Annotated in this window: 19 protein-coding genes; 3 read left to right on the top strand and 16 right to left on the bottom strand. The window is 62.0% G+C overall.

Going from position 1 to position 22,859, the window contains the following annotated elements; translation table 11 throughout:
* The first annotated feature begins 42 nt into the window (after nt 1–42).
* The gene (locus tag SC318_RS02530) at nt 43–1,008 is read left to right on the top strand and encodes a metal ABC transporter ATPase (RefSeq protein ID WP_320429517.1); all 966 of its coding nucleotides are present in this window, start codon (nt 43–45) and stop codon (nt 1,006–1,008) included.
* A gap of 24 nt (nt 1,009–1,032) precedes the next feature.
* On the opposite strand, the gene hldE is transcribed toward SC318_RS02530, so the two are convergent.
* Together hldE and msbA are read right to left on the bottom strand one after the other, a co-directional pair.
* Complete coding sequence (hldE, locus tag SC318_RS02525; protein ID WP_320429516.1) at nt 1,033–2,457, bottom strand: bifunctional D-glycero-beta-D-manno-heptose-7-phosphate kinase/D-glycero-beta-D-manno-heptose 1-phosphate adenylyltransferase HldE; 1,425 nt, start codon at nt 2,455–2,457, stop codon at nt 1,033–1,035.
* Between the two features lie 192 nt (nt 2,458–2,649).
* Nucleotides 2,650–4,455, bottom strand: coding sequence for a lipid A export permease/ATP-binding protein MsbA (msbA, locus tag SC318_RS02520; RefSeq protein ID WP_320429515.1), 1,806 nt, complete (start codon nt 4,453–4,455; stop codon nt 2,650–2,652).
* Between the two features lie 158 nt (nt 4,456–4,613).
* On the opposite strand from msbA, the gene SC318_RS02515 reads away from it, so the two are divergent.
* Nucleotides 4,614–6,467 carry an O-antigen ligase family protein gene (locus SC318_RS02515; protein WP_320429514.1) on the top strand — a complete coding sequence of 618 codons (1,854 nt, stop codon included), beginning with the start codon at nt 4,614–4,616 and terminating at the stop codon, nt 6,465–6,467.
* Between the two features lie 119 nt (nt 6,468–6,586).
* Here SC318_RS02515 and SC318_RS02505 read toward each other — a convergent pair whose 3' ends face one another.
* From SC318_RS02505 to SC318_RS02480, 6 genes are all read right to left on the bottom strand, one after another.
* Nucleotides 6,587–7,468, bottom strand: a complete 882-nt coding sequence (locus SC318_RS02505) for a glycosyltransferase (RefSeq protein ID WP_320429513.1) — start codon at nt 7,466–7,468, stop codon at nt 6,587–6,589.
* Complete coding sequence (locus SC318_RS02500; protein WP_320429512.1) at nt 7,465–8,613, bottom strand: glycosyltransferase family 4 protein; 1,149 nt, start codon at nt 8,611–8,613, stop codon at nt 7,465–7,467. Before SC318_RS02500 ends, SC318_RS02505 begins: the two co-directional genes overlap by 4 nt.
* Nucleotides 8,614–8,700: 87 nt before the next feature.
* The gene (locus SC318_RS02495; protein WP_320429511.1) at nt 8,701–10,107 is read right to left on the bottom strand and encodes a PIG-L deacetylase family protein; all 1,407 of its coding nucleotides are present in this window, start codon (nt 10,105–10,107) and stop codon (nt 8,701–8,703) included.
* Nucleotides 10,104–11,000 carry a GNAT family N-acetyltransferase gene (locus tag SC318_RS02490; protein ID WP_320429510.1) on the bottom strand — a complete coding sequence of 299 codons (897 nt, stop codon included), beginning with the start codon at nt 10,998–11,000 and terminating at the stop codon, nt 10,104–10,106. The genes SC318_RS02495 and SC318_RS02490 overlap by 4 nt, the downstream gene beginning before the upstream one ends.
* A complete protein-coding gene (locus SC318_RS02485) occupies nt 11,001–12,758 on the bottom strand; it encodes a carbamoyltransferase family protein (protein WP_150053979.1) in 1,758 nt (585 codons plus the stop codon).
* 132 nt (nt 12,759–12,890) lie between these two features.
* Nucleotides 12,891–13,226 carry a YceK/YidQ family lipoprotein gene (locus tag SC318_RS02480; RefSeq protein ID WP_320429509.1) on the bottom strand — a complete coding sequence of 112 codons (336 nt, stop codon included), beginning with the start codon at nt 13,224–13,226 and terminating at the stop codon, nt 12,891–12,893.
* Nucleotides 13,227–13,433: 207 nt separating this feature from the next.
* On the opposite strand from SC318_RS02480, the gene SC318_RS02475 reads away from it, so the two are divergent.
* On the top strand, nt 13,434–15,512 hold the full coding sequence (locus SC318_RS02475; RefSeq protein ID WP_320429508.1) for a TonB-dependent receptor family protein: 2,079 nt from the start codon (nt 13,434–13,436) through the stop codon (nt 15,510–15,512).
* Between the two features lie 179 nt (nt 15,513–15,691).
* Here SC318_RS02475 and SC318_RS02470 read toward each other — a convergent pair whose 3' ends face one another.
* The 8 genes from SC318_RS02470 to waaC all read right to left on the bottom strand — a co-directional run bounded on the left by SC318_RS02470 (nt 15,692) and on the right by waaC (nt 22,859).
* Nucleotides 15,692–16,522: an IS3 family transposase gene (locus tag SC318_RS02470; RefSeq protein ID WP_320431180.1), complete on the bottom strand. Its 831-nt coding sequence runs from the start codon at nt 16,520–16,522 to the stop codon at nt 15,692–15,694.
* Nucleotides 16,523–16,530: 8 nt separating this feature from the next.
* Nucleotides 16,531–16,839, bottom strand: coding sequence for a transposase (locus SC318_RS02465; RefSeq protein WP_320427350.1), 309 nt, complete (start codon nt 16,837–16,839; stop codon nt 16,531–16,533).
* A gap of 97 nt (nt 16,840–16,936) precedes the next feature.
* Nucleotides 16,937–18,388, bottom strand: coding sequence for a lipopolysaccharide kinase InaA family protein (locus tag SC318_RS02460; protein WP_320429507.1), 1,452 nt, complete (start codon nt 18,386–18,388; stop codon nt 16,937–16,939).
* The gene (locus SC318_RS02455; protein ID WP_320429506.1) at nt 18,388–19,140 is read right to left on the bottom strand and encodes a lipopolysaccharide kinase InaA family protein; all 753 of its coding nucleotides are present in this window, start codon (nt 19,138–19,140) and stop codon (nt 18,388–18,390) included. The genes SC318_RS02460 and SC318_RS02455 overlap by 1 nt, the downstream gene beginning before the upstream one ends.
* A complete protein-coding gene (locus SC318_RS02450; RefSeq protein ID WP_320429505.1) occupies nt 19,137–19,871 on the bottom strand; it encodes a lipopolysaccharide kinase InaA family protein in 735 nt (244 codons plus the stop codon). Before SC318_RS02450 ends, SC318_RS02455 begins: the two co-directional genes overlap by 4 nt.
* Nucleotides 19,871–20,677 (bottom strand): lipopolysaccharide core heptose(I) kinase RfaP, encoded by an 807-nt coding sequence (gene rfaP, locus SC318_RS02445; RefSeq protein WP_320429504.1) that lies wholly within the window; start codon nt 20,675–20,677, stop codon nt 19,871–19,873. Before rfaP ends, SC318_RS02450 begins: the two co-directional genes overlap by 1 nt.
* Complete coding sequence (locus SC318_RS02440) at nt 20,674–21,798, bottom strand: glycosyltransferase family 4 protein (RefSeq protein ID WP_320429503.1); 1,125 nt, start codon at nt 21,796–21,798, stop codon at nt 20,674–20,676. The genes rfaP and SC318_RS02440 overlap by 4 nt, the downstream gene beginning before the upstream one ends.
* Nucleotides 21,798–22,859, bottom strand: coding sequence for a lipopolysaccharide heptosyltransferase I (gene waaC / locus SC318_RS02435; RefSeq protein ID WP_320429502.1), 1,062 nt, complete (start codon nt 22,857–22,859; stop codon nt 21,798–21,800). Before waaC ends, SC318_RS02440 begins: the two co-directional genes overlap by 1 nt.

The following is a 22,859-nucleotide window of genomic DNA, read 5'->3' as shown; positions in this document are numbered from 1 at the left end:
TGCCGCCCCACGCGGCCGACCCCGTCGCAAAAAGGAGCCGACATGCCGCGTACGCTCATAAGAAAGAACCCCAGCAACTTCAAGACACTGCCGCTGCACGTCGAAGCCACCCCCGAAGGCCTGAGCTACCAGAGCGTCGGCATGCCGCTCAACTTCGCCCAGACCCTGCAACGGCGCAAGCCGGTTGAGGTGCCGGACGCCGAGCGCTTCGCCCTGGAACTGGCGAACCTGGGGGTCTCGGTGCGACTGACGCTGCACTGGCAAAACAAGGATTACTGGGTGCTGGTGCGCCAGCGTCGCCAGGATCGCGGCGATGTGGTGCTCAAGCTGATCTCCGGCTACGTCCCGGCCCATGAACTGAACCTGCCGCTGCACACCGCCATCCAGGAAATTGCCGAAGAGTGCCTGCTGGAAACCCCCGAAGGCTGGCTCGGCGGGCGCTTCAACGACACGTGGCTGCCGGCGCCCTACTCCGCCGCGCTGCATTACCGCGAAGCATTGCCGTTTCGCCTGAGCCCGCTGTCCGGCGCCGCGCGCCCGGTGCGTTGCGCGACCACGCAGCTGATCGAGCGGCCACGGGCCTATGTGCACCTGCCCACGGCATCACTGCAGCTGATTTACGACTTGCGCCTGGAAGTGCCGAAGGAAGCCAAGTCTCTGAGCCTGTTCCATGTGGATGAACGCCTGGAAGGCGATCAACTGGTCGCACGCCTGGATCGCCAGCGTCCGGACCTGTACCTGATGCCGCTCAAGGACGGCGAACCGCTCGCCGAACTGTACACCGTCAAGAAGGACCAACTGTACCCGGCGAGCACGCGCGGCTTGTACCTGGCCGAAAGCTTCGCCCAGCAGGAGGGCTGGCTGGTGCGCGATGAGCGGATTCGCTGGAAGGACTGGCTGCGCCAGCAAGGCCTGGCAGAGCCGGAAAAAGAGTCGAAGCTCAAGCGCCTGACCGGCAGGGCGCAGCAGATGCTGCGCAAGATCGTGCCGAGGAAAACCAGCCGCTAGGCGCGAGCCCAGCGGCCACAGGGTTTACTCGTTATTGCGGATTTTTTCGACGATTGCGGTGGTCGAGCTGTTTTCCACCAGCCCCAGCACTTTGACCGTGCCGCCGTAGGCGCTGACGATGTCGGCACCCACTACCTGGTCGACGGAATAATCACCGCCCTTGACCAGCACGTCCGGCTTGACCTGGGCCAACAGGTTTTCCGGGGTCCCTTCCGAGAAGCTGATCACCCAGTCCACCGCACCCAGGCCGGCGAGTACCGCCATGCGCCGGTCGACGCTGTTGATCGGGCGACCCGGGCCTTTCAAGCGGTTGACGGAAGCATCATCGTTGACCGCAACGATCAGGCGGTCGCCCTGGGCGCTCGCTTGCTCAAGGTAAGTCACGTGGCCGGCGTGCAGGATGTCGAAGCAGCCGTTGGTGAACACGATGCTCTCGTTGTGGGCACGCGCGTCATCGATCGCCAGCAGCAATTGCTCGAGCCCCAATACGCCACGTTCCGAACCTTCGGAGCGCTGGATGGCGCGACGCAACTCGGGTGCGCTGATGGCAGCGGTACCCAGCTTGCCAACCACGATGCCCGCTGCCAGGTTGGCCAGCGCCACCGCATGGGGCAGTTCCTCGCCGGCTGCGATGGACGCGGCCAGGGTGGAAATCACCGTATCACCGGCGCCGGTGACGTCGAACACTTCCCGGGCACGGGCCGGCAGGTGCATCGCCGGGTGGTCCGGACGCAGCAGGGTCATGCCGTGCTCGCCACGGGTCACCAGCAGCGCACCGAGCTCGAGATCGGCCATCAGCGCCGCGCCCTTGCTCACCAGCTCGTGCTCGTCGGCGCAACCACCGACAACGGCTTCGAACTCGCTGAGGTTTGGCGTGATCAGGCTGGCGCCCCGATAAATCGAGAAGTCCTTGCCCTTCGGATCGGCCAGCACCGGAATGTTCCGCGCCTTGGCGGCCTGAATCAGCATCTGGTGATTCTTCAGGGCGCCCTTGCCGTAGTCGGACAACACCAGCACCTTGATGCCTTCGAGCAACTCGTCGACCTGGCCACTCAGGGCCAAGGCATCGGTGGCAAAGGGTTCTTCAAAATCGATACGCAGCAATTGCTGGTGACGGCTCATGACCCGCAGCTTGACGATGGTCGGCTGATGAGCGATGCGCTGGAACAATGCACGCACGCCAGCGCCGCGCAGGCTGTTGGCCAGGCTGTCGGCCGCCTCGTCGTCACCGGTCACACCCACCAGGGAGGCCGGGGCGCCGAGCGCGGCGATATTGAGCGCAACGTTGGCAGCGCCACCCGGACGGTCTTCGATTTGCTCGACCTTGACCACCGGCACCGGCGCCTCAGGGGAAATCCGTGAGGTACCACCATGCCAGTAACGGTCGAGCATGACATCGCCGACCACCAAGACAGGGGCTTGATTGAATCGCGGCATGGACAACTTCATGGAGCAACCCACATACAAAATGAACAGGGGCGCGATATTAGCACAGGGTTTGCGATGGCTTGCGCCCACCACAGAGCAAATGTGGGAGGGGGCTTGCCCCCGATGGCGGTGGGTCAGCTGGCATTTGTGCAGGCTGACACTTCGCTATCGGGGGCAAGCCCCCTCCCACAGTGGTGCTGTGTGTAACTCAGATCAGGTGATATCGGCCGTTACCGGTGCATCCAGGCCCATGGCATGCAGGCGGGCGTAATAGCCGTTCTGCGCCAACAGTTCGCCGTGGGTGCCACGCTCGACGATGCGCCCATCGTCCATCACCAGGATCAGGTCGGCCTTCTCGATGGTGGACAAGCGGTGCGCGATCACCAGCGTGGTACGGCCCTGCATGACCTTGTCGAGTGCGGCCTGAATATGCCGCTCGGATTCGGTGTCGAGGGCCGAGGTGGCCTCGTCGAGAATCAACAGCGGCGCATTCTTGAGCAAGGCACGGGCAATCGCCAGGCGCTGACGCTGGCCACCGGACAACAGCACGCCGTTTTCGCCCACCTGGGTATCGAAGCCCTTGGGCAACTGGTCGATGAAGTCCTTGGCGTTGGCATCCGCCGCTGCGGCCTCCACGTCTTCACGTGGCGCGCCAGCGAGGTCACCGTAGGCGATGTTGTTGGTCACGGTGTCGCTGAACAGGGTCACGTGCTGGGTGACCTGGGCAATGTGCTTGCGCAGGTTGAGCAGCTTGTAGTCTTCGATCTCGACACCATCGAGCAGAATCTCACCGCTTTCATGGTGATAGAACCGCGGGATCAGGCTGGCCAGGGTCGACTTGCCACTGCCCGAACGCCCCACCAGGGCGATCATCTGCCCAGGCTCGGCGGTAAAGCTGATGTCCTTGAGCACGTGGCGCTCGGTGCCAGGGTAGGTGAAGTTCAGGTTGCGCACGTCCAGGCGACCGCTGACCTTTTCACGCTCGAGGGTGCCGTGGTCGACCTCCACTTCTTCGTCCAGCTGTTCGAAGATGCTTTCTGCACCGGCCACACCTTTCTGGATGGTCGAGCTGACTTCGGACAGCTGGCGGATCGGCTTGGGCAACAAACCGGCCAGGGTGATGTAGGCCACCATGTCACCGGCCGACGCATCGCCGCGCAGGTAAAGAACCAGGAACATCAGCACCGCCATCGCGGAGTAGATCACCAGCTGCAGCGCCGGGGTGTAGATGGCCCCGGTGCGGGTCATGCGCAGTTGCTTGTTGGTATTGCTCTGGCTGGCCTTGAGAAAACGCTTCTCTTCATAGACCTCGCCACCAAAGCTACGCACCACGCGATAGCCCTGGATGGTTTCCGAGGCAACGTGGGTCACGTCGCCCATGGCCACCTGGATCTTCTTGCTCTGCTTGCGGAATTTCTTGCTCGCCGTGCTGACCATGACCGCGATCAACGGCAGGATGGCGATCATGACCAGCGTCAGGCGCCAGTTCATGAACAGCAGCGAGGCGAACAGGAAGATCACCGTCATGCCTTCGCGGATCACCACCTTGATGGCATCGGTCGCCGCGCCCGTGACCATGGTCACGTTGAAGGTGATGCGCGAAATCAGGTGACCGGAGTTGTGGTTGTCGAAGTACCGGTTAGGCAACGTCAGCAGATTGTTGAACAGCTGCACGCGCAAATCGTGAACCAGACCCAGGGAGACCTTGGCCAGCAGATAGTTACCCAGAAATGAGCCCAGGCCCTGCCAGGCCGCGATCAGAATGATCAGCAGCGGCACCGCTTGCAGCAATTGCAGGTCGCGCAGGAAAGGCACGGTCGGGAACAGCACGGCTTCCGGATTGGAAAGGCCGTCGACGAAGTATTTGAGGATGTAACCCAGCATGGGCTGGGTCGACGCGAAAATCAGAAATCCGAGGATACTCAGCGCGAACAAGCCCATATAAGGCTTAACGTAACTGAGCAGACGGAAGTATATTTTCAAGCTCGAAGGGCTTGCGCTCGGACTGGAGTCGGTCATATCACGCGGCGTTTTGAAAAAGGAGGCTGACTTTAGCACAGCTTCTCTGTTGTACTTGCACGCGGTGTAACCCGCAGCCCGGTTGGATCAGACGGGCGACATTACATAGCCACTACCTTAAGATGGTCGGCTTTCTCTTTTCGGAATGGCTTTATTGTATGCACTCCAAGCGCCTTACCTATGGCTCAAATCGCGTTTTCGACTTCCTGGTCCTATGGATTTTGCCTGTTGGCTTGCTGTTGCTCTTGAGTGCACTGTTCTTCGTCGGCAACCGTAATGTACTGCACCGGGTCTTTTACATTCTGTTCAGCGTGCCGACCTTGTTCCTGTTGTGCATGCGCCCCAGGGAACTCAGGGACCTGCTGCGCGAGCCTATCGTTCTCGCGTTCGTGGCCTTCTCCGCCTGGGCCTTGACCAGTCTGCTCTGGAGCCCCGAGCACAGCACCGATACCGACCTGTTCAAACGCCCACTCAATACCTTGATGCTGTTCGGCGGCTGCGGGCTGCTGCTGCATTACCGCAACGAGCTGTTCAAGCCGATCTTCTTCAGCGCCGCGGTGATCGCGCTGGCGGTGTGCGTGGGGAATCTGGTGGCGTTCGCCAAGGGATACCAACCCGGCATGCGCATGATCGGTGGCCTTGGCGCCCTCGATAATCCCCTGCTCAGTTCTCACCTGTTTGGTTTTTTCACCGTGTACTGGCTGTACGTGTGCATGACGACCCAGCGCCTGAAGGTGCTGTGGTTCAGCGTACCGGCCTTGGCGGTCATGACCATGGCGGTTCTGGCAACCGGTTCACGCACGCCGCTGGTGGCGTTGATGCTGGCGATTCTGTGGATGGCTTTCATCAACCGCAACCGTCGTTCGGTGCTGCTTATCGCCGGTGCGGTCGTGGGGGCTGCGGTGCTGGTTCTGTTCTATCCCGAATCGATCATCATGCGTGGCAGCTCGTTCCGTCTGGAGTTGTGGAGCATGTCGCTGCAACTTATCGCCGAGCATCCCTGGATCGGCCATAGCTATGACTCCGAGCTGTACCTGACACTGGCTGATGGTTATCAACTGCGCGAACCCCACAGCTTCGCCCTTGGCGTGCTCTATTACGTCGGCATCATCGGCTTCATTCCCTGGATATTCATGATCGGCTGGGCGCTGTACAAGAGTTTGCAGCAACGCGCACAGCCGCTGTTTATCCTGGCATCGTCCCTGCTGGCCTACGGCATCGGCGCCGGCCTTACCGAAGGCGGTGGCATCCTGTCGCGGCCCAAGGAGCACTGGTTCCTGCTGTGGATCCCACTGGCAATCATCACCGGCCTGACCATTGCCCAGCGCCACCGCAGCCTGCTGCGCATGCCTGTGCAATCGATCAAGCCTCAGGCGTTCGACCAGCTATGCAGCAATGCCCATGTGATTGAAGCCGATGGCCTGGGGCCAAAAGTCCTGCGCCTGCAAGACGGCAGCTTTCTCAAGCTGTTCCGCCCACGCCGTTGGTACACCTCCGGCAGCTTCAACCCGTATGCCGAGCGCTTTGCCAGCAACAGCGAGCAACTGCGTACCCTGGGCATCCCCACGCCACACATCCTGGCGCTCTACCGTTTGCCCGATACCAGCAGCGCCGTGGCCTACACGCCCCTGCCCGGCCTGACCCTGCGCCAGGCCCTGCAAAGCCTGGACAGCAGCCTGCGTGAATCGCTGGTCGAGCGTTTTGGTCGGTTCATGGCGCAACTGCATGAGCGGGGTGTGTACTTTCGATCGCTGCACCTGGGCAACGTGTTGCTGATGGACGACGGCGAGTTCGGCCTGATTGACGTCGCTGATCTGCGCATTTATCCGTCGCCCCTGCGCTACGCGTTGCGCCAGCGTAATCTGCGCCACATGCAACGTTACCCGCAGGACCGCAACTGGCTGTTCGAAACCCACTTCGAGCAGTTGGTAAAAGGCTACGCAACGGTTGCCAGCCCAACGGCCACCGCGAAGATCCGCGAGCAGGTACAAAGCCTGGCCACCGGGAAATAAGCACCTGTAGGAGCGAGCTTGCTCGCGAAGCTCGTCAACGATAACGCGGGCATTCAGACTGCCCGCGGTGTCCTTGAGTTTTTCGCGAGCAAGCTCGCTCCTACAGGGGTCGCGCCGTTTCAGCTTTTCAGCGGCAAAAGGTAAAGCCGCATCAGGCCACGCAAGGTCTTGCGGCCCCAGAACTTCAGCGGGATCTGCTTGAGAATCTCCCGCGCCAGCGGCCGGTCACGCTGGGCGGTCTTCAAGAACATCGAGTTCAGGAAGTTGTAGCGCACCGCGTCATAGGCCGGGTGGTCGCTGAACTTGGCGTAGGTCTTGAGAATGTTCTGGATCATGTAGCGGTGGTTCTTGTAGGTGTTGCTGCCGTGCTGCCGATACTGCGCCATCACCACGTCAAGGGCGTCGATGGTGTAGCCTGCCGCTGTGATCTTCAGCTGGATCAGCAGGTCTTCCAGGGGAATCTGCGGGTCGAAACCGCCGACTTCCTCCAGCACTTCACGGCGAATCAGCATGGTGGGCGCCGGTGGGAACGGCTTTCGGTCCATGAACATGTCGTCGAAATCGAGGCTGCGAAACGGCACATCACGGCGTTGCTTCTTCTCCGGATGAAGGTTGCCATCGCCATCGATCAGCTCGATGTTGCCGGCGCACATCCCCACCTTCGGCTTGCCGTCCATGTACGCCACCTGAGTGGCGATACGGTCCGGCAGCATGATGTCATCCGAGCCGAACGGCGCGATCAGGCTGCCCTTGGCGCGAGCGATCGCACCATTGAGGGTGGCGCTGAGGCCCTGGTTCTGCTGCACCTGGAAATCAAAACCGTGCTCGGCCTGCAAACGCCGGATGCGCTCGACGCTGTCATCCTTGGACCCATCGTCCACCACCAGCAGCTCGATGTTGGGGTAGGTCTGCCCCAACACACTCAGGATGCTCTGCTCGATGTACCGGGCGTGGTTATAGGAAGCGATGATCACCGAGACCAGGGGTTGTTGCTGATTCATGCTCTACCTACTTCACGCAAACCGTTTTCAATCAGGGTCAGGTACTTGTGCTTGAACTCATCAAGCGTGTGGTTGGCTTCCAGATAGCGGAACACCTCTTCACCCTTGGCGCGCAATTGCTCATCGCTCAGCGCCAGATAGGTATCCAGCGCCTCGGCCAACTGCTCGACATTGCCTGGGTCGTGGGACAAGCCGCCAGCGCCCTGCACCAACGGCAGCATCGCCGGGCCGTTGGACGCGATCACCGGCAAGTGGCCGCTCATGCCTTCCAGCAGCGCAAGGCCCAGGCCTTCGAACAGCGAAGGCATGGTCCAGATGTCAAAGCCGCGCACATACTTCATGCCGTCTTCGCGAAAGCCCAGCAGATGCGCACGGCCGGTCAGGCCCAGGCGCTCGATGTCGGCACGCAGGTCGGCTTCGGCACGCCCGGAACCAATGATGCCCACTTGTGCCTCGGGGTATTTGTCCTTGAGGGTGGCGAAGGCCTGCAGCAAATGGGTGTGGCCCTTGATCGGCACCAGACGGCCCAGGGCACCGATCATCCGTGCGTCCATCGGCAGGCCCAGGGCTTTGCGGGCGTCCTCGCGGGACAGCTGCAACGCCTCGGCTTGAGGAATATCAATCGCGTTGGTCACGTAGGTGGTGTTCTCACGGGTGAAGCCGCAGTTGAGGTCTACCAGGTAGTCCTTCACCGCCTCCGACACGCCGACAAAACGCCAGGCCGGGCTGACCCAGCGCCTTGTCTGGCGCCGGCGGTACCCACGGGCGTACTCGCCGAAACCATGGGAGATGCCGATGCACAGCGGAATCTTCAGCCAGCGATTGAGCGACAGCATCATGTTCACCGACTTGAAGCGGTTACAGATGACCACGTCGAATTTCTGCTCGCGGCAATACTTGTAGATCTGCCACATGGCGCCAAAGCGGATGCCCTTGAGGGACTTTTCCGGCAACTCGAAATAGTGCGAGTGCTCGGCCACGCTCAACGGCTGGCCAGGCTGCGGACGCCCACTGAGAAAACCGGAAGTCACCTCGAAACGCTCAACCGGCAGGGATTTGACGATCTGCTCACCCAGGTCGGCGAAGTCATGGGTCTTGACGTTGTAGTCCGGCTGTAACTGCAAAACCTTGAAACGCGGCTTCATAACTCTCCATGCAGCGATCTGGCTACGGGCGCGCGGCCCGGCAAAAAAGGAGCGACAGGCCCATGCCGGCCCGCCTTCGATAGGGTCTCAGTCCTGCTTAAGGACCCACAACAGCTCGTGACGACGCACGGCCTTGCGAAAGAATTCGTTCTCGCCATAAGGCGATGGGCGACGGCCCGCCAGCACCTGTTGCAACCACCTGCGCACGCGACGCTTGAACGGCGCTCGCGGCTGCAGGTCGTGCATCATGCCCAGAGCCATGGCCTTGTCCTGTTGCTGGCGCAGGGTGAGGCTAAAACTGCACGGAACCAGCGCTACGGCCGAATCGAAACGCGGCGGCAGCGCCACCCCGGCCCCGGAATCGCCCATCGGCCAGCGGTCGTTATCATGCAGGTGATTGGCATAGCCGAGCAATGTGTCGGGCTGCCACGCCAGGCCCTGCAGCGCTTCAAGCACCGCTGCATGGGCGCAGATGTGGTCGGCGTGGGGGTCGAGCAGCGGCGTGGGCAACACGATCACCTGCGGCTGCGCCTTGAGCAGCAAGGCGCGCAGGTCGGCAATCAGGTTGTGCCAGGTCGGCGCGCCGTCCACATCCCCCGGCAACGCGAAGCCGTTGAATTGACGGAACAGTCGCGTATCGGCCAAGTCCGCTTCACGCGAGGCCTGAGGCTGATCCGGCGCGGCCTGCATGGCCTGCAACTGCATGCAGAAATAACCCAACTGCACACACTGGGATTCGGGCACACCGGCCCAACGCGGCACGGCAACGCTGTCCCAGGCACGCAGGCGGCCTTTGAGCTGCGCCGCCTCAGCCTTGGGCAAGCCCATGCGTTGATAATGCTCGGCTTCGATTTCGCCAGCGGTCAGGGTCACAATCCAGCTTTGCGTCGCCTGGCTGTAAAGGCTGAACGCGGCCAGCTCGGCATCGTCGGCGTGAGGGGCGATCACCATGACGCGCTGCTGGCGATAGTCCGGATGGCGCCAACGCCACAGCGTCGGCTGCCCCTTGATCCGGCAGAACCGCCCACGCAACCTGATTTGGCCCGCAGCCAAGGCTTCAGCGGCGCCGGTCAGGTTGAGGTAGCGCCGCCCGGCGACACCCCGCTCGAAGGCCTGTCGGTCTGGTGCGTCCAGGCCCAGCACCTCCAGCGCCGGGTCGAGGAAGCGCCCCAGCCAGGTGCTTTTCAACTCGACGCCGACGATCAGCGTTTCATCGGCCGCCAGCGGCGCATCCAGCAGCAGCCGTCCGGCCTCCAAGCGCAAGCCAGGCCGTTCGCTGCCTTCGGGAAACGCATAGGCGTAGCTGTCTTTGGCCGAGTAGAACAGGTGATCGGCAAACCAGGCCTCATGGGCCGCCCACAGCAGCACCGCCAGGACCAACGCCAGCCACCAGGCCACCAGCACGCCGCTGGCGACCAGCACCAGCAGACCAATCAGCAAGGCGATGCGCTTGTTGCGCCGATGGCGCTTGAGCAACTGCTGTTTGCGGCTCATACGCTGAACACCGGCACCGGGTTGCACCAGCGCTCCTTGTATTCGCGGTCGGCACGGCCGAAGGAAAAGCGCAGCGACTTGTCGGCCGCGCGCGCCTGCTCCCAGGCACTCTGGGTATTGAGAAAACTCAACACGCTGCCGGGGCTGAACGCGCGGGTTTCAGGGTCGACACCGCCGTTGACATACTCGGCGCTGAACCAGTCGCGGGACTGCACCTGGTACACCAACTGCACGGCAATCGGGGCGTCATTGAGAAACAGCACCGAGCCGAACAGGAACTCCTTGAGCAGCTCCAGCACCTCGGCCAGGCGCGCCGCCCCAGCGGCCGGAAATCCCCAGCGGCGCTGGAACAGGTCGCAATAGATCGCCGCCAGTTCCACGCTGGAAAATTCGCTGACCGCCCGCACCACGCCCCCCGCTTCTTCCAGCAAACGCAATTCACGCCGCTGGTTGTAGCGAAACTTCTTCGACAGTTCTTCAGGGGTGCGCGCCATGGCCAGTTGCTCGGCCTGGGGCTTGAGGGTGCTGACGCGCCCTTCGTTCAGCGCCGACAGGTAACGCCCACGGTGGCGCAGCGGCACCTGCGCATCGGCGGCGATCGGCAGGATGATCTCGGCATTGCCCAGGTCAAACAGGCCCTTCTTGCCGGTGCGCTTGAGCACGTCCTTGGACAGGGCCAGGTCGCGCCCCCAGGTGGCAATCGCCCCCTTGAGTTCGCCATCCTGTTCCCACCCCAGGTAGCGCACCGGAAGCTGCGCCAGGCCGGCCAACCGCTCGATGACCTGCGGATGGGTCGCCACACTGCCGCCATAACGCTGCCAGGCCTGGGCGTAAACCTCGGCCTCGACAGGCGTCCAGCCGCGTTCACGCCAGCCCCGCAAGCGGTTCAGCATTTAAACCACGGCGTCATAGGGGTCCACGCCATCCTTGACCACCAGGATGTCTTCCATGATCAGGTACTGCAGGTCGGAGCCGAAGAACATGTTCAGCGCGTCGGTCGGCGAACAGATCATCGCCTCGCCACGACGGTTGAGCGAAGTGTTCAGGGACACGCCATTACCGGTCAGGACTTCCAGCTCTTTCATCATGTCGTAGTAGCGCGGGTTGTATTCGCGCTTGAGCACCTGGGCACGGGAGGTACCGTCTTCATGCACCACCTCCGGCACGCGGGTCTTCCACTCCTCCGACACTTCAAAGGTGAAGGTCATGAACGGCGCCGGGTGATCGACCTTGATCATCTGCGGGGCCACAGTGTCGAGCATCGACGGGCAGAAAGGCCTCCAGCGCTCGCGGAACTTGATCTGGTGGTTGATACGGTCGGCCACGCCGGTGGCGCTGGGGCAACCGATGATCGAACGGCCGCCCAGGGCACGCGGGCCAAACTCCATGCGGCCCTGGAACCAGGCCACGGGGTTGCCGTCGACCATGATCCTGGCGATGCGCTTGGGCATGTTTTCGATCTTGCGCCAGTTCGGCTTGCTCTCGTGTTTGGCGCACGCTGCGATGACGTCTTCGTTGCTGTAGGACGGGCCGAGATAGACGTGCTCCATCTTCTCCACCGGCACACCACGGGCGTGGGAAACATAGGCGGCCGCACCCACGGCAGTGCCGGCATCGCCGGACGCAGGCTGCACGAACAGCTCTTTCACGTCATCGCGAGCAATGATCTTCTGGTTCAGCTTGACGTTCAGCGCACAGCCGCCGGCGAAGGCCAGCTTGCCGGTGTCCTTGAGGATGTCGCCCAGGTAATGGTCGATCATCTGCAAGGCCAGTTTCTCGAACAGGGCCTGCATGCTGGCCGCGTAGTGGATGTACGGCTCGTCGGCAATGTCGCCTTCGCGCTTGGGGCCCAGCCACTCGATCAGTTTTGGCGAGAAGTAGAAACCCTTGCCCTTTTCCTTGTAGCGACGCAGGCCGATGACGTTGGCGTAATCGGTGTTGATCACCAACTCGCCGTTTTCAAAGGAGGCCAGGCGCGAAAAATCGTACTTGCTGGCATCGCCATAAGGCGCCATGCCCATGACCTTGAACTCACCGTCGAGCATCTCGAAACCGAGGAACTCGGTGATCGCGCCGTACAGGCCGCCCAGGGAGTCCGGATCGTAGAATTCCTTGATCTTGTGGATCTTGCCGTTTTCGCCGTAACCGAAGAACGTGGTGGCGTACTCACCTTTGCCGTCGATGCCCAGGATCGCGGTTTTTTCCTGGAAGCCTGAGCAGTGGTAGGCACTGGAGGCGTGGGCCAGGTGGTGTTCAACCGGTTCGATCTTGATTTTCTTCGGATCGAAGCCCAGTTGCTCCAGGCACCAGACGATCTTGTTGCGATAGCGCTTGTAGCGGCGGTTGCCCATCAGGATCGCGTCGAGGGCGCGGTCCGGGGCGTACCAGTAACGCTTTGCATAGTGCCAGCGCGCTTCGCCGAACAGGCTGATCGGAGCGAACGGAATCGCCACCACGTCAACGTCGGACGGCTTGATGCCGGCTTGCTCCAGGCAGAACTTCGCCGACTCGTAAGGCATGCGGTTCTTTGCATGTTTGTCGCGTACGAAGCGCTCTTCTTCGGCGGCCGCAATCAGCTTGCCGTCGATGTACAGGGCCGCGGAAGGATCATGGCTAAGGGCGCCGGACAGGCCAAGAATCGTCAATGCCACTGGGGTCTAGCCTCTTTTAGTCTGCATGCAGGCGGGTCGCGCCTGAAAAAAGTGTGCTTCCCGCCCGGGCGGGAAACAGCTAAAGGGCGGGATTATAGCTTAAAAGCAGTGGGAAGCTGTTAGCGACAAGGGCTAGCGAAGCTCAAGACTACCGTCGGCGCTTTGCCGGTAGAGGGTGTAGGGCAGGACGAGCGTATCCAGGACACCGGAGACGGGTATGTCGAGAATGGCCCACGGGATGCCGTTCAGCGAAAGACCGCCTGCGGAATTGGGCGGCCCATGCAGCACACACAAGTCATACGCCACGCCGCTGTAGATCCGTGAAACAGACTGGCAATAGGTTTTCTTGCCCCTGAGTTCTCGAACCGTGACTTCATCACCCCGCAGCACGGTGGTCGTGGTACCGCAGCCGCCCATCAACAAAGCTATTCCCAGCAACACCGATAACCGCACGATAAGGGTCCGCATATTTGCTTCTTCTTTCTGATTGAGAGGATCGAAAGCTAGCACCACAGCGCACGCCGACTCAGGTTTCCACAGCCGCTGCCTAGCGTAGGAAACCTCCCATTCAGCCCAACGGCAAGGAACTCGGCAATTGCGCGGGTGAATCGTTAAACTTGCGCGTATTTGCACCCGCGCAACTGACTTGCGTGGCGCCACGGACCTGACCTTTTCATGAACGCCTCTACCCCCGCTTGCCTCGCCCTGCTCCTGGGCTTGGCCCATACCGCCCTGGCCGACGACAAACCGCTGATCCTCGACCCCAGCGTGGTCACCGGCTCGCGCAGCGCCAGCCCCAGCTTTGACCTGCCCTACTCGGTGGACGGCATCAGCCGTGAACAGATCAGCGACGGCCAGCTCGGCATCAATGCCTCCGAAGCCCTGTCCCGCGTGCCCGGCCTGGTGGTGCAGAACCGTCAGAACTACGCGCAGGACCTGCAGATTTCCTCCCGTGGCTTCGGCGCCCGCTCAGCCTTCGGCGTGCGTGGCATCAAGCTGATTGCCGACGGCATTCCCGCCAGCACCCCGGACGGTCAGGGCCAGGCGGCGACGTTCAACCTGGACACCGCCGAACGCATCGAAGTACTGCGCGGCCCGGCGGCGACGCTCTACGGCAGCAACGCCGGCGGGGTGATCCAGATGTTCTCCCGCGACGGCGAAGGCGCGCCACGCATCGGTGCCGAAACCCTGGTCGGCAGCGACGGCCTGAACAAAAACCACCTCAGCGCCGAAGGCGCGGCCAACGGTGCCGGCTTCGTGCTCGACGCCTCGCGCATGGACACCGACGGCTACCGCGACCACAGCAGCGCACGCCGCGACCAGACCTTCGCCAAACTCAACCTCGAACCGGATGACGACAGCAAACTGGCGCTGATCTACAGCAGCCTGGAGCAGAATGGCACGCAGGATCCGCTCGGCCAGACCTGGGCGGCGTACAAGGCTGACCCACGTTCGGTGAGCACCAACGCGCTGACCTACAACACGCGTAAAAGCATCGATCATCAGCAACTGGGCATGAATTACGAACGCTATTTTGGCGGGGCGACCTTGCAGGTCAACGCCTACACCGGGCGCCGCAGCGTGATTCAGTACTTGTCGATCCCCAAAGGCACCCCCGCGAATGAACGTGGCGGTGGCGTGGTGCAATTCGACCGCAAGTTCTACGGCGGCAGCGTGCGCTGGATGCAGCCGATCGACAGCGCACCGGGCGAGTTGATGATCATCACCGGCCTGGATTTCGACCAAAGCGAAGACAGCCGCCACGGCTATCAGAACTACAGCGGCAACACCCTGGGGGTAAAGGGCGAGTTACGCCGCGACGAAATCGACACCGCTCGCAGCCTTGACCCGTACATTCAGGCCAACTGGGCATTGGATCGCTGGACCCTGCAAGCCGGCATCCGACACAGCACCATGCAGATGGACGTCGACGATCAATTCCTGAGCAATGGCGACGCCAGCGGCAACAAGACCTACCAGAAAAACACCCCGTCAATGAGCGTGATGTATGCGTTCACGCCCGACCTGCACGGTTACATCAGTGCAGGCAAAGGCTTCGAAACGCCCACCCAGGCCGAGCTGGCCTATGCACCGGGTAACGTCGAGGGCTTCAACTTCGGCTTGAAGCCGTCTGAAAGCACCCAATACGAAATCGGCTTGAAGGCTCAGTTGGACAATACCCGCGTCAACGCCGCCGTGTTCCAGATCACCACCGATGACGAACTGGTGGTGCAGCAATCCATCGGCGGCCGCACCAGCTACCAGAACGCCGGCCGCACCTTGCGTCGCGGCTTCGAACTGGGCCTGGAAAGCCAGCTCAGCGAGCACTGGAGTACCAGCCTCGCCTACACCCGCCTGCAAGCCACCTACGACAGCGATTTTGCCAGTGGCGCGAACACCATCGACAAGGGCAACTACCTGCCCGGCGTCCCGCAAACCACGCTGTTTACCGAGCTGAACTGGAAACCGCGCGACTGGGTCAGTACCGCCATCGAAGGTATGTACCGCAGCAAAGTCTACGTCGAAGACACCAACCGCCAACAGGCTGCGCCGGGCTACAGCGTATTCAACTGGCGTGCGCGGTTCGAGCAGAAGGTAGAGCACTGGACCTTCCACCAGACCTTGCGCCTGGACAACCTGCTGGACCGCCAGTACGTCGGTTCGGTGATCGTGGGGGACGGCAATGGTCGCTACTACGAAGCGGCGCCGGGGCGGTCGTGGTATGCGGGGGCCGGAGCGCAGTATCAGTTCTAATGTGGGAGGGCTTGCCCCCGATGAGGGTGTGTCAGCCATGCATCTGTCATTGACCCACCGCCATCGGGGGCAAGCCCCCTCCCACACTGGAGGTGTTCACACCTTCAGATGTGTAAATACAGTCAAATGTGGGAGGGGGCTTGTTCTGGTCAAGTTTTTCCGGACACCGGTTACGGTGATCAAGCCGCCTCCTGCTCCATGGCTATTGGCGACAGGTAATTGTTGTAGCTGTGGAGCCTGATTCGGTTGTATCGCATGAAAAAGCGGGTCATATCCTGCTTGGCTTCTTCAACTGTCGTATAGCCTTTGGTGGGCACCCACTCTGATTTGAGCGTCCCGAAGAAACGCTCTGTTGGCGCGTTGTCCCAGCACTGCCCCCTGCGGCTCATGCTTTGCGTTATTCCATGCTCCAGCAGCTCGGACTGAAAGAGCTGGCTGGTGTATTGGCAGCCTTGATCTGAATGAAACATCAAGCCTGCATGTTTGCCTCGAACCTCCACCGCCATTCTCAGCGCCCTGCTAACCAGGTTGGCGTCATTGATCAGAGAAAACGCCCAGCCAACGATTCGGCGGGCGAACAGATCAATCACCGCTGCCAAGTGATACCAGCGTTTCCCAACCATCAGGCTGGTAACGTCGCCGCACCAGACCTGATTAATTGCGGTTGGCTCGAAGTTACGCTCGAGCAGGTTCTTGGCCACAAATGCTTCGACGCCTCTAGAGCGATACTGATGGCGGCGACGCTGTTTGCTGGCCAGATTTGCCTCCGCCATGAGCTTTGCAACTAAATACCTTCCCGCCTTGATCTGTTGGGCCTTCAGGCGCTGAGAGATCATCCGTGCGCCTGCACTTTCCCGGCTTTCGACATGCAATTGCACGACTTTTGCTCTAAGCGCGTCACGCTCGGCATTCGGTGCTGAGCGACGCTTAATCCAGTCATAAAACGCGCTGCGAGAAACGCCTAGCGCACTGCAAAGCAGGCTGGTCGGATATGAACTCGACTCCCTCAGTTCCTCGATCAGGAAAAACGATCGGGATCCGACATCAAGAGAGCCGTAGCCTTTTTTAAGATTTCAGCCTCAGTCTCCAGGCGCTTGATCTTGGCTCGTAGCTGTTGAAGCTCTCGCTGTTCGTCGCTGATAGCCTTGGTACCTGCCACTGGCTGCCCTTTGTGACGTTCTTTACGAACCTGATCAACCCAGCGGCGCAGAGCCGTAGGGCCAACGTCCATCGATGCGCAGACGTCGGGAACTGAGCAGTTATCATCAAGAACCATGCTTGCAGCACGTTGCTTGAACTCGTGGGTATAGGTCTTTCGCTGTTGCATTCGGAACCTCCTGATTGGGCGAATCATATCGCCCTTAAGAGGTGTCCGGGATCATTAGGCCAGTTCAGCTTGCCCCCGATAGGGCCGAAGGCCCGCTTCAACCGGCGGCGCTGACCTCTTTGGGCAAGCGCTGATCAATCCGTTGATACAGCGCACTGTCTTGCGGCCAATTACGCATGAACCGCGCACGGTCCTTGGCATACGCCGCAGCGAAACTGGCGACAGAGGTGTGTTGGCACATGGCGTCCAGGTCGATCATCGCCCAGCGGCCTTCGCTCCAGAACAGGTTGTGGCCCTTGAAGTCGCCATGGCTGATGCGCTCGCGAATCAACTCGGCAAACAACTGGTCCAGCGCCAGCAGCTCAGCCTCGGGCGCATCGCCACGCTCAACATAGGGCGCAAAGCGCTCGATAATGTCCGGCCCCGACAGGTATTCAGTGATCAAATACGCACGGCTGCGCAACCACAAAAAACGCTTCTCCAACACCGCCAGCGGCTTGGGCGTGGCGATGCCGAGGAACGCCAGGCGGTTGCCCTCGCGCCAGGAATGCCAGGCACGGCTCGGGCGCCAGAAGCGCTTGAGCCAATGGGCGAAGCCCTTGATGTTGTAGCGCTTGATCACCAACGGCCGGCCGCCTACCTCGACCTTCGCCACGCTCGCCGCGCCACCGGTCTTGTACAGATGGCCCTGCTCGAGCAGTGCATCGGCCTGCTCCAGCACCGGCAGCATGGCCACCTCTTCTTCACGACGAATCGCGCGCAGGCCGAAGGCGCCACGCACTACGCTGAACAGCGTGCACTCGCGGCCGACCTTGTTCAGGTAGTCCTTCAAACGCCAGGCGCTGACTTTGCGCACCTGTTTTTCCAGAGCCTCCAGGGGCAAGGCGTGTTCGCCGTTGGCCAGCAGGTAGTGCACCAGCAATTCTTCGGTAAACGGCTCGAGGTTTTTCGGCAACTGGGCAAAGAACACCCCGAGGTTTTCCAGCACGCGAGTGCGCGACAGCGGCTTGCCCGCGACTTCGACCCGAATCCCGGCGCCATCGATCAAATACAGTTTGCCGTCCTGGCGCAGCAGGTTGTCCAAGTGCAGGTCTTCCTGCCACAACCCTTTGGCATGCATCTGCGCAATCGCGCCGAGCGCTTCGGCGAGCACGGCAGTTTGTTCGTCGGCCAACGGCGGCAAGCCTTCGACGGCGAGCCAGGCGTCGGCCAGGCTCTGGGCGCCCTCTAGAAACTCGAACAGCAGCCAGCCGCCCTCGCCTTCCTGCAAGCCGTCGGCCAGCAGCAGCGGCGTGGTCAGGCCCTGCGCAGCCAGCAGGCGCACACCGCTGAGCTCACGCTGAAAATGCCGCGCCGCCTTGCTGCCCACCAGCAACTTGGCCAGCACCGGGCGCCCGCGCCACACTGCCGCACCGACGTAGCGCTGCCCCGGCAACACCCGTAGCAGGCTGAGCAGTTGCAACTGCCCCGGGCCTGCCGCATCCGCCAGGTCGAGAGTCAACGGCAGGTTGGGTGTACGACCGGCCTGTTTCAGCTCGGACAAACGCATCAGCGGTTCTCCTTGTGGCTGCGGCGCGCCGTAAGGCGCTGGTGCCAGGTGGACACCAGCGCACTGTCTTCGGGCTGCTCAAGGTAAGCCGCCAACAGCTGTCGCACCTGAGCGTCCGGCCACTGTGGTGCGCGGCGCAGCAGGGGTTCAAGGTCCTTGACCCGGTCACGCCAGCCGAACAGCAACGGCCGGGTCTTTTCCAGGTCGATCAATTGCGCGGCATAACCGTCTCCGCGAGCCTGCAGGAAAATATGCTTGGGGTAGAAGCAGCCATGCACCTGGCCGACGCTGTGCAAATGGCGCGCAAGCTGGCCGCAGGCGATCAGGATCGCGTGTTGCTGGGCGTCGCTCAACTGTGCCCATTGTTCCAGCAGTGAATCCAGGTCGTTCCAGCCGTCCAGGGCACGGGTGAGCAGCATGGCGCGGCGTTCGCCCGCGACCTTGCGCTCACCGAAAAACGCCGCCTGCAAGGCCGGGATGCCCAGCTTTCGGTACAGGCTGATGTTGCGAAACTCGCGGGCGAAACTCGGTTCGCCAAACGGCCGGTGCAAGGTGCGCGTCAGGTAGTTGCTCTGGCGCTTGAGGTAGTAGCCCTGACCTTCAAGTTCCAGGCGATACACGCTGCTCCAACCGTCGCCACTGGTGTTGGGCTCATCCACTGCATCCAGTTGCCTGGCCCACAGTGAATCGAAGGTAGCCAGGCCGTTGCGCTCAAGCAAAGCGCGGTCTTCGGCCGCCAGGAAGTCACTCATTCGCGTCCCTCGAAAAACTTCACCACATGGCGAATTCGTTGTTTGTCCGACGCCGTCAGGTGCGTGCGCTGGCGGTACTGCAGGTAGAAACGCAGGCGCTGGGTGGCCGACAGATGATATTTGGCGACCTTGTCCAGGCAGGCCAGGTCTTTGGTGATGCGGTACTTGAGCCAGAAACCGCGCCAGAAATCGCCGTTGGGACAGTCGATCAGATACAGGGTGCGCTGGTCATCGACCAGCAGGTTGCGCCACTTCAAGTCGTTATGGGTGAAGCGGTGATCGTGCATGGTGCGCGTGTATTCAGCCAGCTGGCGGCTGATCGCATCGACCCACTTGGGGTCCTTGAGACGCGGATCGTTGCGTTCTGCCAAGGCCGACAGGTCTTCGGTCTTGGGCAGTTCGCGGGTGATCATCGCGCCACGGTCGTACGCCAGTCCGCTGCGTTGCAGGCCCCAGGCCACGACCTCGGCGGTGGGAATGCCCCACTTGGCAAAGCGCTTGAGGTTCTGCCACTCGGACTTGACCCGCGGCTTACCCAGGTAGCGGCGCAGGCCTTTGCCGGCCCCGACATAACGCTTGACGTAATAATTGACCCCGCCGCGCTCCACACGAATCACCTCTGACAGCGGGTCGCGGGTCAGGCGCTCGCCTTGCAGGGCAAACACCGCTTCCAGGCTTCCAAAGTCATCCGCGAGGGCGGCGTAGGCAGGTTCCAGAATCCAACCCGCCATCAGAGCGCATCCCCGTAGCGTTGCTTGCGCGCATAGAGCTTGGCGGCCATGCGTTCCAGTTCGCGCAGCAGCGCGGTTTGCTCCGCCAGGATCTGGCGCAGCGGCTGCTTGAAGTAATGCTTGAGAAAACGCAGCTTGTCGCGCTGGGTCAGGCCGATTTCCAGGGCGGAGTAATACAGCCCGGCCAGGTCTTTGTTGCGCCAGCGCACCGGGATCGTCGCACGCACCTGCGCACGGTGCAGGTCGATCACCGACAGCTTGAGGGTATCGACCGTGATCGGCCGGTCGGTGTGCAGCAGGAAGTGGCACAGGTAGCAATCGCGATGATTGACGCCGCCACGGTGCATCGTACCGACGGTATTGGCCAACTCGACGGTCAAGGCATGCTTGATCGCCGGCACCGGCGGTTGCTTGACCCAATCGAGGGTCAAGTCTTCCAGGCTGATGATCGGGGTCAGCTCTTGGGTGATGATGAACGAGTGCTGGTCGGCCGGGTTGCTGCCTTTTTCGCCAAAGGCCACGGCGGTCATGGTCGGCACGCCCAGTTCCTGCAAGCGTTGGATCGCCCGCCACTCCTGGCCCGCACCCAGCACCGGCAATTTGGCGGTGACCAGGTTCTTGAGGATTTCGCCCCAGCCGATGCCACGGTGGATCTTCACAAAATAGGGTTCGCCCTGCACCACCGTACGCAACGTACGACGAGCGGCCAGCTCGCGGAACACCTGGCCTTGCAGCTTCTCGACCTCGGCGAACGCATCGCGTCCGGCCCAGAGGGTCTTGAAGGGTTCGGCAAGAATCAACTTCATCGGTTTGGCTCCGCCAGAATCAGGTCCGCAGCGTACTGCGGCATGCTAAACAGGTCGGCCGTCTCAGCGAAGGCCAGACCATTGCGACTCCAGGTCGCGCGCGCGTGTGGATCCTCAAGCATATCCACCAGGTACTGGTTGAGCTGGGCCTGCTCGAACGGTTCGTCCAACACCCGGCCGCTCTGGGCCTTGTCGATGTAAAACGCGTAGCCGCAGACCTGGCTCACCAGTACCGGGAGGCCGGCGACCACCGCTTCGACCAGCACCATGCCGGCCGCCTCGTTGTAGGCAGGGTGAATCAGCAGGTCCGCACCCAGCAGGAAACGCGGGATATCGTTGCGGCCCTTGAAGAACTGCACCTGGTCGCCCAGGCCCAGCGCGGCACTCTGCAATTGGAATACTTTGGGGTCGTCCTGGCCAATTACAAACAGGCGGGTGCGCTTCTTCAGTCTCGACGGCAGCGCGGCCACGGCCTTGAGGCTGCGGTCGACGCCCTTGGTCTTGAAGCCCGAACCGATCTGCACCAGCAGCAAGTCATCTTCGGCCAGACTGAATTCACGACGAAACTGCGCGCGGATGTCGGCGGCGTTCGGCGGTGCGCGCCGGTCACGGGCGATGCCCGGCGGCAGCAGGTGAAAACGCTCGGGTTGGGTGCCGTAATACTGACTGAACAGCTGCTGCTGGCGCTCGGACAGCACCATGATCCGGGTCTTGGCGTTCTTGTCGAACACCGCGCGCTCGTATTCGGCAAAGTGCTTGTAGCGCCCGAACCAGCGGTACATCGGGTTGCGCAGGGTCTGGGCCTTGTCCTCGAACACGCCGTCGGCGGCGAAGTACAGGTCCAGCCCCGGCATCTTGTTGAAACCCACCACGCGGTCCACCGGGCGCTTGGCCAGGTCGGCCTGGATCCAGGCATAGAGCTTTTCGTTGCGGCGATGGTTGACCAGCGCCTTGACCGGCGCCACCAGCACTTCGAAGCCGGGCGGAATATCGCCCTCCCAGATCAGGGTGTACACACGGATCGCATGACCGCGCTGCTGGCACTCCAGGGCAATGCGCATGAAGTCGCGCTGCAGCCCGCCAAAGGGAAAGTATTTGTAGAGGACGAAGGCCAGTTGCATCAGTGCTGCTCCTCAGCCAGTAACAGCGCGCTCAGTCGGCTGGCGACGCGCTCGGGATTCAGGCGCGTGAAGCACAGCGGCGACTCGCGCTTGACGTCGAAGCGCTGCAGGTCATCGGCAGTGGGTTGGTAGGTGCAGTGTTTCTGCAGGCACGGCGCGCACGGCCAGTCGCTGGCCAAGTGGACCTGGCCTTTGCCATAGGCGCCGGTGAGGCCCGGATTGGTCGGCCCGAACAGCGAAATGGTCGGCACATCCAGCGCAGCCGCCAGGTGGCCGAGGCCGGTGTCCACCGCCACACAGGCGCGGGCACCGGCCAATACACGGGCCACGCCGGCCAGGTTCAGCTTTGGCAGCACTTCGGCGTTGGACAAGCCTTGCACCAGGCGCTCGGCGCGGGCTTTTTCGTCGGCGTTGCCCCACGGCAGCTTCACGTCCACGCCCAGGCGGCCCATGCGTTCGGCCAGTTCGCGCCAATAGACTTCAGGCCAGTGCTTGGTGTCCCAGGTCGTGCCGTGCAGCAGCAGCACAAAAGGCTTCTTCGGCGGCAGGCCCAGCAGTTTCTCGACGCTCAGGCCGTAGTCGCCCAGCCCTTTGGGCAGGTCGTAACCCAGTGCCACGGCAAACAGTTGGCGCAACCGTTCCACCGCATGTTGCCCACGGGCCACGGCCAGACGTCGCGAATAGAAGCGCGCTGCCAGGGGCTCGCGCGCCGAGGTCTTGTCGAACCCGGCGACCGGCGCCCGCACGTAACGGGTCAGCCAGGCACTTTTGAGCAGGCCCTGGGCGTCGATCACCAGGTCGTACCTGGTCGACTGCACAGCCTGTTTGAAACGCCGCCACTCGCCGCTCTTGATGGTTTGCCAGAGGTTCTTGCGCCAGCGACGAATCGCCACCGGGATCACCTTGTCCACCGCCGGGTGCCAGGTCGGGATTTCGGCGAAGCCTTCTTCCACCACCCAATCGAAACGGATGCCGGGGATCGCCCGCGCCGCGTCGGTGAGTGCCGGCAAGGCGTGAATCACGTCACCTAGGGATGAGGTCTTGATTACCAGTACCCGCAA

Origin of the sequence: Pseudomonas sp. MUP55, from assembly GCF_034043515.1 — a bacterium.
In the GTDB taxonomy this organism is placed as follows: domain Bacteria; phylum Pseudomonadota; class Gammaproteobacteria; order Pseudomonadales; family Pseudomonadaceae; genus Aquipseudomonas.
The sequence above is the reverse complement of the archived record's forward strand: the minus strand, read 5'-3'. Positions and strand labels throughout refer to the sequence as shown.

What these genes read in the sequence shown, in the direction of transcription:
- SC318_RS02530 (WP_320429517.1), top strand. Translation starts at nt 43, where the DNA reads ATGCCGCGTACGCTCATAAGAAAGAACCCCAGCAACTTCAAGACACTG.
- hldE (WP_320429516.1), bottom strand. Translation starts at nt 2,457, where the DNA reads ATGAAGTTGTCCATGCCGCGATTCAATCAAGCCCCTGTCTTGGTGGTC.
- msbA (WP_320429515.1), bottom strand. Translation starts at nt 4,455, where the DNA reads ATGACCGACTCCAGTCCGAGCGCAAGCCCTTCGAGCTTGAAAATATAC.
- SC318_RS02515 (WP_320429514.1), top strand. Translation starts at nt 4,614, where the DNA reads ATGCACTCCAAGCGCCTTACCTATGGCTCAAATCGCGTTTTCGACTTC.
- SC318_RS02505 (WP_320429513.1), bottom strand. Translation starts at nt 7,468, where the DNA reads ATGAATCAGCAACAACCCCTGGTCTCGGTGATCATCGCTTCCTATAAC.
- SC318_RS02500 (WP_320429512.1), bottom strand. Translation starts at nt 8,613, where the DNA reads ATGAAGCCGCGTTTCAAGGTTTTGCAGTTACAGCCGGACTACAACGTC.
- SC318_RS02495 (WP_320429511.1), bottom strand. Translation starts at nt 10,107, where the DNA reads ATGAGCCGCAAACAGCAGTTGCTCAAGCGCCATCGGCGCAACAAGCGC.
- SC318_RS02490 (WP_320429510.1), bottom strand. Translation starts at nt 11,000, where the DNA reads ATGCTGAACCGCTTGCGGGGCTGGCGTGAACGCGGCTGGACGCCTGTC.
- SC318_RS02480 (WP_320429509.1), bottom strand. Translation starts at nt 13,226, where the DNA reads ATGCGGACCCTTATCGTGCGGTTATCGGTGTTGCTGGGAATAGCTTTG.
- SC318_RS02475 (WP_320429508.1), top strand. Translation starts at nt 13,434, where the DNA reads ATGAACGCCTCTACCCCCGCTTGCCTCGCCCTGCTCCTGGGCTTGGCC.
- SC318_RS02465 (WP_320427350.1), bottom strand. Translation starts at nt 16,839, where the DNA reads ATGCAACAGCGAAAGACCTATACCCACGAGTTCAAGCAACGTGCTGCA.
- SC318_RS02460 (WP_320429507.1), bottom strand. Translation starts at nt 18,388, where the DNA reads ATGCGTTTGTCCGAGCTGAAACAGGCCGGTCGTACACCCAACCTGCCG.
- SC318_RS02455 (WP_320429506.1), bottom strand. Translation starts at nt 19,140, where the DNA reads ATGAGTGACTTCCTGGCGGCCGAAGACCGCGCTTTGCTTGAGCGCAAC.
- SC318_RS02450 (WP_320429505.1), bottom strand. Translation starts at nt 19,871, where the DNA reads ATGGCGGGTTGGATTCTGGAACCTGCCTACGCCGCCCTCGCGGATGAC.
- rfaP (WP_320429504.1), bottom strand. Translation starts at nt 20,677, where the DNA reads ATGAAGTTGATTCTTGCCGAACCCTTCAAGACCCTCTGGGCCGGACGC.
- SC318_RS02440 (WP_320429503.1), bottom strand. Translation starts at nt 21,798, where the DNA reads ATGCAACTGGCCTTCGTCCTCTACAAATACTTTCCCTTTGGCGGGCTG.